Origin of the sequence: Bacillus sp. NPDC094077 (assembly GCF_050279465.1) — a bacterium.
Lineage (GTDB): Bacteria > Bacillota > Bacilli > Bacillales > Bacillaceae_G > Bacillus_A.
Genome location: NZ_JBNNUF010000043.1, coordinates 1 through 7872, shown reverse-complemented (window position 1 = coordinate 7872; position 7872 = coordinate 1). Strand labels below are relative to the sequence as shown.

8 protein-coding genes and 1 pseudogene are annotated in these 7872 nt (G+C 36.3%); 2 read left to right on the top strand and 7 right to left on the bottom strand.

Annotation, left to right across the window (positions count from 1 at the left end; translation table 11 throughout):
- Positions 1-567: 567 nt before the first annotated feature.
- Positions 568-1272 (bottom strand): anthrax toxin lethal factor-related metalloendopeptidase, encoded by a 705-nt coding sequence (locus ACQKNR_RS29005; protein ID WP_427322695.1) that lies wholly within the window; start codon positions 1270-1272, stop codon positions 568-570.
- A 221-nt stretch (positions 1273-1493) separates the two neighbouring features.
- On the bottom strand, positions 1494-1931 hold the full coding sequence (locus ACQKNR_RS29000) for an Lrp/AsnC family transcriptional regulator (RefSeq protein WP_427322693.1): 438 nt from the start codon (positions 1929-1931) through the stop codon (positions 1494-1496).
- 142 nt (positions 1932-2073) lie between these two features.
- Here ACQKNR_RS29000 and ACQKNR_RS28995 point away from each other — a divergent pair, with 142 nt between their 5' ends.
- The gene (locus ACQKNR_RS28995; RefSeq protein ID WP_427322691.1) at positions 2074-2655 is read left to right on the top strand and encodes a DJ-1/PfpI family protein; all 582 of its coding nucleotides are present in this window, start codon (positions 2074-2076) and stop codon (positions 2653-2655) included.
- A gap of 152 nt (positions 2656-2807) precedes the next feature.
- Positions 2808-3209, top strand: a pseudogene (locus ACQKNR_RS28990) (transposase); the annotation flags it as partial.
- 153 nt (positions 3210-3362) lie between these two features.
- On the opposite strand, the gene ACQKNR_RS28985 reads toward ACQKNR_RS28990, so the two are convergent.
- From ACQKNR_RS28985 to ACQKNR_RS28965, 5 genes are all read right to left on the bottom strand, one after another.
- Entirely contained in the window at positions 3363-3686 is a 324-nt protein-coding gene (locus ACQKNR_RS28985) for a hypothetical protein (protein WP_427322689.1), read from the bottom strand.
- 48 nt (positions 3687-3734) lie between these two features.
- A complete protein-coding gene (locus tag ACQKNR_RS28980; RefSeq protein WP_427322687.1) occupies positions 3735-4112 on the bottom strand; it encodes a DUF956 family protein in 378 nt (125 codons plus the stop codon).
- 194 nt (positions 4113-4306) lie between these two features.
- Positions 4307-5218 (bottom strand): PTS system mannose/fructose/sorbose family transporter subunit IID, encoded by a 912-nt coding sequence (locus ACQKNR_RS28975; RefSeq protein ID WP_427322685.1) that lies wholly within the window; start codon positions 5216-5218, stop codon positions 4307-4309.
- Between the two features lie 21 nt (positions 5219-5239).
- Positions 5240-6040, bottom strand: coding sequence for a PTS mannose/fructose/sorbose transporter subunit IIC (locus ACQKNR_RS28970; protein WP_427322683.1), 801 nt, complete (start codon positions 6038-6040; stop codon positions 5240-5242).
- 36 nt (positions 6041-6076) lie between these two features.
- Positions 6077-7063, bottom strand: a complete 987-nt coding sequence (locus ACQKNR_RS28965) for a mannose/fructose/sorbose PTS transporter subunit IIB (protein ID WP_427322681.1) — start codon at positions 7061-7063, stop codon at positions 6077-6079.
- Between the last annotated feature and the right edge of the window lie 809 nt (positions 7064-7872).

Sequence of the window (7872 nt, the reverse complement as noted above, 5' to 3'; positions counted from 1 at the left end):
TTGCACGTCAGCGATACTAGAAATAGACTTCGCCTTTGGTAGCAAGAATCCCACTGACGTTAGTCAGCTTGTGGCTTTAGCCGTGGGAGTGTCAAGAGATAAAAATCCTATAACAAAGTGATAAAAAATAACCAGTTCCTTAACGTACAGGGAACTGGTTAAAATGTGTCTAAACGTACAATTTTCCCGAAATGATATGGTGACCCCATCGCTATCAACTTAAGAATTTTATAACACCCCAAAACAAAAAAATGTACATTTTCACATGAAGATGTCAATTCTCTCGTTTTGGGGGTATTTGTATTTCTTAGCTTGATAGCGATGGAGCGTGCCCCCTTTTTACCTTAAAATTATAAAAATGATTCATAGCATAAATAAATTATTTTATCAAGTAAAAATCACTAATCACAGCTTTTTTCGCACAAATATTGACACCTAGCAAGCGTTAAATGGATAAAAAGACTTTTCTTTAAGTGGCTCAAAAAAGAAGGAAGTCTTGCCGTACCCCTTTTTGAATTCCGTTTCTATAACTTGGGAATCCCATGATTATGGAAAAATTCTATAATTCTACTTATTTGAATGCTTTTCCGATGGGATATTCCGCTGCAACTCATTAATAAATTTATAAGTTAATGGAGCTTTTTCTTCTAACTCAGCCTTCGTGTCTGGACCAGCATAAAAATAGGCAAAGGCTTCGGCGAAATATTCTTCCTTGTAATCGAAATATGGATTGTCATTAAAATCATCATGCTCCAAAGCGTGAATTTCAGTAAACTCATCCGAATAACTAATATTGTCAAATACATAATGATCAATGGAATGGGCTGTTTCATGCAGCTCAAGGCTTACAGAACTATGCATCTTTTTATAGCTGTAACCGATTCGAGCAACAACTGTCTGCCCACCTGCACCTGGCACATCATCCCACGTATATGGAGTATGTTCCCATCCCCTTGGAACGGTTCCCCTTAAATATTCATACTCCGGCAAATCAGTAAGAGGGAAATTAATCAGTTTAACCTGAACTCCCTGTTTATGCATGGTGATCAATATATTAGTTGGGATGCTCCAGAGACGATCAACCATATTTTGGGTCTCTTCATGATCAAATTCACCCTTTGTTTCAACCGTCACAACCCTTTCAAGAACATTGTTCATTTTAAGTGATTGGGTAGTTCCGGATTCTCCAAATGCAGCAGTAGAAAATGAGAATGTTAAAACTGTGGTCAATACTAACGCGGAAAATGCTTTTTTCAATAAAATCCTTTTCATAAGCTCCTCCTAAATTTAGTATATTATAGTTAAATATTCGAAAATTCGTTCTTTTTCCCTTTATGCGGTACGACGCATGCCCATAAACTTAAGAAAACAAATCCACCCCAAAACGATAAAAATGATTAGAGACCCTGATTTTTTTATACAGGTCAGAAAAATCAGGGCTATTTTTAAAGGATTATTGAGTAAGCAATAGTTAATTGATTAGGACTGTATTTTTATTCTTCACTAATAAAGGGAGCAATTATTTTTTTTTCATAAGAAGATAATACAATATTCGTTGAAGGCGTACCATATTGCATTGTATCATCAATAAATTCTTCTAAACTTTCTATAGAACATGTTGCTAATTTGACAATATAGCTAATTTCCCCTGCTACTCTGTAACATTCAAGTACATCTGGATGATTATAGCAAAAGTTAGCTAATGATTTACAATCCTTTGATTTAAACAATATAAGTGCAGAAATTGGACGGTTTATTTTTTTTAGAGAAACATGTGCATGGTAACCTTCAATAATTTGTTGTTCCTCTAACTTCCGTACTCGCTCAGTTACTGACGGAGAAGATAAGTGAACGGCTTCTGCTAAATCCTTCATTGAAATTTTTGCATTTGACTGTAATAATCCCACGATTTTTTTATCAATTTGATCCATAAATTATCCAACCTTTTTTTATAAACTAGAATAAACTAAATTCTTTATATAATAAAGCCAAACAATCGAATATCCTTATTGAACTTATTTATTAGCCTTCTATGTTTGTATAAAATAAGGATATTAGGAGGCGATTTACGATATGAAAAAGATTTTATTATTATTAGCTGACGGATTTGAAGCAGTGGAAGCTAGTGTATTTACAGACGTACTAGGTTGGAATAAATGGGAGGGAGATGGATCAACCGAGGTCGTAACAGTTGGTCTTCGGAATAAATTAACCTGTACTTGGAATTTTACTGTCATACCCGAAAAAACGGTTGATGATATTCAATTAGATGAGTTTGATGCACTAGCTATTCCAGGAGGGTTTGAAGAAGCTGGTTTTTATCGTGATGCATACAGTAGAGAATTCTTACATGTTATTCAGCATTTTTATGCCAAGCAGAAGCCTATTGCCAGTATCTGTGTTGCATCATTAGCGCTTGGTAAAAGTGGAATTCTTACAGACAAAAAAGCCACCACATACAGTCATCCAACGAGTAAACGAAAAGAGCAGTTAAAGAATTTCGGTGCAATAGTACAAAATGATTTAATTGTTCAAGATGGAAATATTATTACATCTTCAAATCCAGGCACAGCTTTTGATGTTGCATTTTTATTACTTGAAAAACTAACATCTAAAAAGAACGCTAAACATGTAAAGGATCTTATGGGATTATAGGCATTGCTCTTCAACAAAGGGGTACTTTATGAGTTTTTTGAGATTGCTAGAAGTAATGTGAAAAATCGCAACGCTCTAGTTTTATTTGTTGAACCAAGTGAAAAGAATAGTAATTGACTAAAATAGGAGAATTTTTATGATTGTAACACTTTTTACGTTGGCAAATCGAGATTTTATTTAAAACGTGGAAATCATTCTTTCATATACATCATTGTAAAAAGATAAAACGAGAACGATTGGAATGCCATTTGTATGGGCAACTGATTGCCATTTTACTTTGTTCTTCTACCATGTTTCAAATGCGGCAATTGCTTCTTATGAAAAAGAAACGAGCACTGAGTGAATATAAGGCCATATATATGATTAAAGATTACTTTCTTCTTCTTTTCCAAGCAATACAGAAAGACACCCAAGAGCTATCAAAGATTCTAATTCGCCTGTTCAATCTCCTACAACAAAATGGGCGAAAATCTCATCGATATGATAAAAAAACTATCTTTGATATATTAGGTGTCGTTTACAATTGTACCATGTCTGATAATCAAGCCGCTTAATTCAAAAAAGTGAAACCCGTTAGGGTTTATTTCGTATGCAAATCTTTCAAACATCTACACTTGCTCTTTAGAAAAAAGAAACAATCTCGCCTAAAATTGACTTTGCATAAGCTTAGCTTGATAGCGATGTGACGGTACCCCTTTTTCAACTGTTTAGAGTTCCTCTATTTTAATCGAAAAGTAGGGCTTGAATTTCACTTTGATAATTTTATTTTCTCCTGAACATTGAATATAAAGTGTGTCTTCACGGGTATAGACTTTTTCTACAGAGGCTATATTCGTATCAAAAATGGTCTTCTCTGTTAATAGTAGGTTTAATACAACAGTATTTTTATATACTGACATATACATTAACAGTTTATAACCTAAATTATCTGTTTTGCTATATTTATATACGCCTGCACCTGAAATGTAATAATCTTCTGGTTCATCCTCGAAAATTTCTAATAACTCGTATTTATCATATTTTATATCCAATATTCCTAACCTTTTTTGTTCTAGAATGTTTTAACTACGCTATTCATTTTATTCTTTTTTCTTGCTCATCGACTTAAATGATCGTTTAATAACATCAAAGAAACTTAGAGAACGAACCATGTGATTTGGATTTACATATTCTCGTATGGTCCGAAGAACTTTTTTTGGATCCTTAGAAGAAAAGGTGAAGATCCCGTTTCTCTTTGTTTCAATCGCATAACGTGGAATCCATTTCCCCTTAAACATCACAGAGGCAATAACGTGATCTACTTCTTCCCATGGAATTTGAATAAATTTACGTGTGTCACGAGAATTATAAAATTCAAACCCTTTATCACCAATCATAATTTCCCCATAATCTGAAAGTCCCATAAAAGAAGTGGCATCTATTACTAGATCTACCTTTGTATTAATTGACTGAACCATTATATCCGCTCCATTTCTTTTATCTTGTTTATTAATTACTTCTCTAAGCAATTAAGTCAACATAAAAAGTGGACGAATCAATATCCTCCATCCACTTTTGTATGCAAACAATTATGCATTTGAAGGCTGTAAAAATCTCCTACAAACTACATCTCAATAGCAAGCATTGTGAATTGAAAGTATCGATACTTTCATTATAAAAGTCCAATTACGTGACCAACTACCCCAACTACGAATAGAGAAAGAATAATAACAATTGGGCTGACTTTTTTCTTAAGCAACCACATGCATAAGAATGTCAGAAGCAATGCAGCCAAACCAGGAATTAATTGATCCAAGTTATTTTGTAAGGTTGTTACTTTCGTAGGTGAAAGTGCCATTCCTGAGTTTACTTGTTCAAAAGCTTGACGTATTCCTTCCCCATTTAAAGGAAGCTTATCCCATTCAATATAGGCACCTTTATCTAACTGAACTTTAGATATAACCGGCTGAAATTTAATCGATACCCACCGTTGCACTAAGGCAGCAAGTACGAACATACCAAGTATTGATGCACCTTTTGTAATATCTTGTAATAATCCACCTGAAAGATTATCAGTGATTTTAGAACCTGCTTTATAACCAAATTCTTGTGTATACCACATAAAGCCCCAACGAATTAGATTCCAAGCTAAGAAGAAAAGGATTGGCCCAAGGATATTTCCACCCATTGCTAATGATGCACCTAAAGCACCTAACATCGGACGTAAGGTAAACCAGAATACTGGATCACCAACACCGGCTAAAGGACCCATCATCCCAACTTTAACCCCTTGAATTGCCACATCATCAACTTCAGCACCATTAGCACGTTCTTCTTCAAGTGCTAATGTAACTCCTAGAATTGGTGAAGCAATATAGGGGTGCGTATTGAAGAATTCCAAGTGACGTTTTAACGCTGCTTTTCGATCTTCTTTTGATTTATATAATTTTTTGATTGCTGGAATCATCGAGAAGGCCCAACCACCATTTTGCATACGTTCATAGTTCCAAGAACCCTGAATAAACGTAGAGCGCCATGCAACGGCTAAACGATCTTTTTTTGTTAATTGAATTTTTTCTGCCATTTCTTTTCTCCTCCTTCTGAATTAATAATCGTTTAATATATCGCCAAGTGGGTCGCCAGAGTTGCCCCCACCACCATTTGAAGAACCACCCATTTTAGAAAGTTTCAAGTAAATAAGAGCTAAAGCCACACCCAAAGCACCAAGTGCAATAAGTGTTAATTGAGAGATTGCAGCTATTACGAAACCAATAATGAAGAATGGCCATACTTCTTTTGTTGCCATCATATTAATAACTAATGCATAACCAACAGCAACAACCATTCCACCACCAATAGCCATTCCGTCAGTTAACCATGCAGGCATTGATTCCAAGAATGCTTGAACGCTTTGTGCAGGGATAAATAAAAGTGCTCCTGCTGGAAGCGCAATTCGAATCCCTTGTAGACACACCGCAGCGATATGTAACATTTCGATTCTTTTTATATTTCCTTCTTCAGCTGCCGTATCCATCATATGTACAATAGGGACAGCTAGTGTACGAACGATCATTGTTAAGAAAAGGCCTGCTACTGCAAGTGGAACCGCTACTGCGATTGCTGATGCAACACCACTAACACCTTGTCCGCCTAAAACTAAAATAATTGCTGATGCAACTGATGCCAATGCAGCATCTGGCGCTACGGCTGCCCCGATATTTGCCCATCCAAGCGCAATCATTTGAAGTGTACCACCAAGAACAATACCGGCCTCCAAGTTGCCTGTTACTAAACCAATTAATGTACATGCCACTAGTGGTTGATGAAATTGAAATTCATCTAATATTCCTTCCATACCAGCTAGAAAAGCAATTAGTATTACTAAGATTATTTCTATAATAGACATGATGGGCCCCCCATTTCATTTAAATTTGCTATGTCACTATGCTAATTCAACTTTCGCTTTTTTTAGAATGTCATCCATGTTTGTACGATTATCATTCGGTACTTTACGTACATCAAATTGAACGCCTTTTTCTTTCATTTTCTCGAAAGCCTTAATATCTTCTCGTCCCATAGAAAGAACCTTACTAACGACAACTTTACCGGTTGAATGAGCCATAGAACCAACGTTAACTTCTTTAATGTCCACACCGCCCTCAATAACTCTTAGGACATCTAGTGGGTTTTCAAATAATAATAGTGCTTTAGTGTTACCAAAACGGGAATCTTTTGCAACTTCAATCATTTTGCTGATTGGAATAACATTTGCCTTAACCCCTGGTGGTGCCGCCTGTTCGATCAATTTCTTACGAAGGTCGTCTCTAGACACTGCATCTGAGACTACGATAATACGATTTGGGTTAGTAGACTTTGTCCATGCAGTCGCTACCTGACCATGCAATAAACGAGAATCCACACGGGCTAAAACGAACTTGATTTTCCCGTCACCAACTACTGTACCTGGAGCAAGCGGACCTTTTGCTTGTCCATCTTCAACTACTACGGTTTCAGTATTTTCTTTCGGTTCTAGTTCTTCAGGTTTAATTCTAACCCCTTCTTTTGCCGTTTTAACGATATGTACTGCGATTTCTTGAGCAGACTCCATTGAGAAACGGGATGCATAGGCTTCAATCACCATTGGTAAATTCATACCAGCAACGATTGCCCAATTGTCTTTGTGTTCTTCATACAAGCTGTTAGCTTGATTGAATGGAGTACCGCCCCATAGATCAACTAAAAACAATACTTCATTTTGATTATCAAAAGATGCAACTGCTGATTCCATTTTTGCCCTCAAATCGTCTGGACCTTCACTTGGCATTAAGGTAACCGCTTTAACGTTTTCTTGTTCTCCAAAAATCATTGCGCCAGATTGTAAGATGCCTTCAGCAAATTCGCCATGACTTGCTAGGATAATCCCTACCATATCACTACCTCCTAAATGTTTCCTCCTGTTTTTTTGAATAGACACAACTGTTGCGTCTATTTTCGTCCATCTTTGTCTATTGAAAAGTTAACTTTTTCTTCTCTGAGAAAATCACCTCCTTTATTCCTAGTAAGAATCTCGGAACTCATCATTCCGTATTGGCTCTGTCCTGATAGCCAAGATTTATTATTTATTCACCCCCAGAATAAACCTGATTCTCGAGACTTTTAAAGCGGTTTCAAAATCGGTGAGGAGGCATTATTGTTGCCTATCTCTTCGAAAAGTGAGTGATTGCTGTGAAATTTGTTTCTCATTCTCATCAGGACTACTTGACCTTCTCCTGACAGACCACCTGCTTTATTCTGTTCCTCTATGAGATTGCGATATACAGCGAGGCTGCGGATGGTGTACTATCTGCTGAAGCAGTGTTAAAACTGTCCCCCTCTCCTCCTAACAGTACTGCACCAGATAAAACGCTTGATGAAAGCTTAATCATAAAACTCATTTTGTTGTTCCGCATATCACTTGTGATTTAATTCACAAACAAACGTAGTAAATAAGGCTTTTGTACAACGCCGATTAACTAATCATTGCCTTAAACCTATTAAGTCTATGAAGGGCCTGCTAAGTAATAAAATCCATTGCCGTAACTTAAATTACAGATTTTCCGAACGGGAAAGCCCACTACGGTGCGATAGCACCCCCTTTAGGGGTGGGGTGGGATGAGAGTGAGATCAAATGCGATGTACAGATAAAATACCGAAGGTATGTTCTGTACATCAAGTATTTGAAATGGTATAATTTTCATA

What these genes read in the sequence shown, in the direction of transcription:
- ACQKNR_RS29005 (WP_427322695.1), bottom strand. Translation starts at nt 1,272, where the DNA reads ATGAAAAGGATTTTATTGAAAAAAGCATTTTCCGCGTTAGTATTGACC.
- ACQKNR_RS29000 (WP_427322693.1), bottom strand. Translation starts at nt 1,931, where the DNA reads ATGGATCAAATTGATAAAAAAATCGTGGGATTATTACAGTCAAATGCA.
- ACQKNR_RS28995 (WP_427322691.1), top strand. Translation starts at nt 2,074, where the DNA reads ATGAAAAAGATTTTATTATTATTAGCTGACGGATTTGAAGCAGTGGAA.
- ACQKNR_RS28980 (WP_427322687.1), bottom strand. Translation starts at nt 4,112, where the DNA reads ATGGTTCAGTCAATTAATACAAAGGTAGATCTAGTAATAGATGCCACT.
- ACQKNR_RS28975 (WP_427322685.1), bottom strand. Translation starts at nt 5,218, where the DNA reads ATGGCAGAAAAAATTCAATTAACAAAAAAAGATCGTTTAGCCGTTGCA.
- ACQKNR_RS28970 (WP_427322683.1), bottom strand. Translation starts at nt 6,040, where the DNA reads ATGTCTATTATAGAAATAATCTTAGTAATACTAATTGCTTTTCTAGCT.
- ACQKNR_RS28965 (WP_427322681.1), bottom strand. Translation starts at nt 7,063, where the DNA reads ATGGTAGGGATTATCCTAGCAAGTCATGGCGAATTTGCTGAAGGCATC.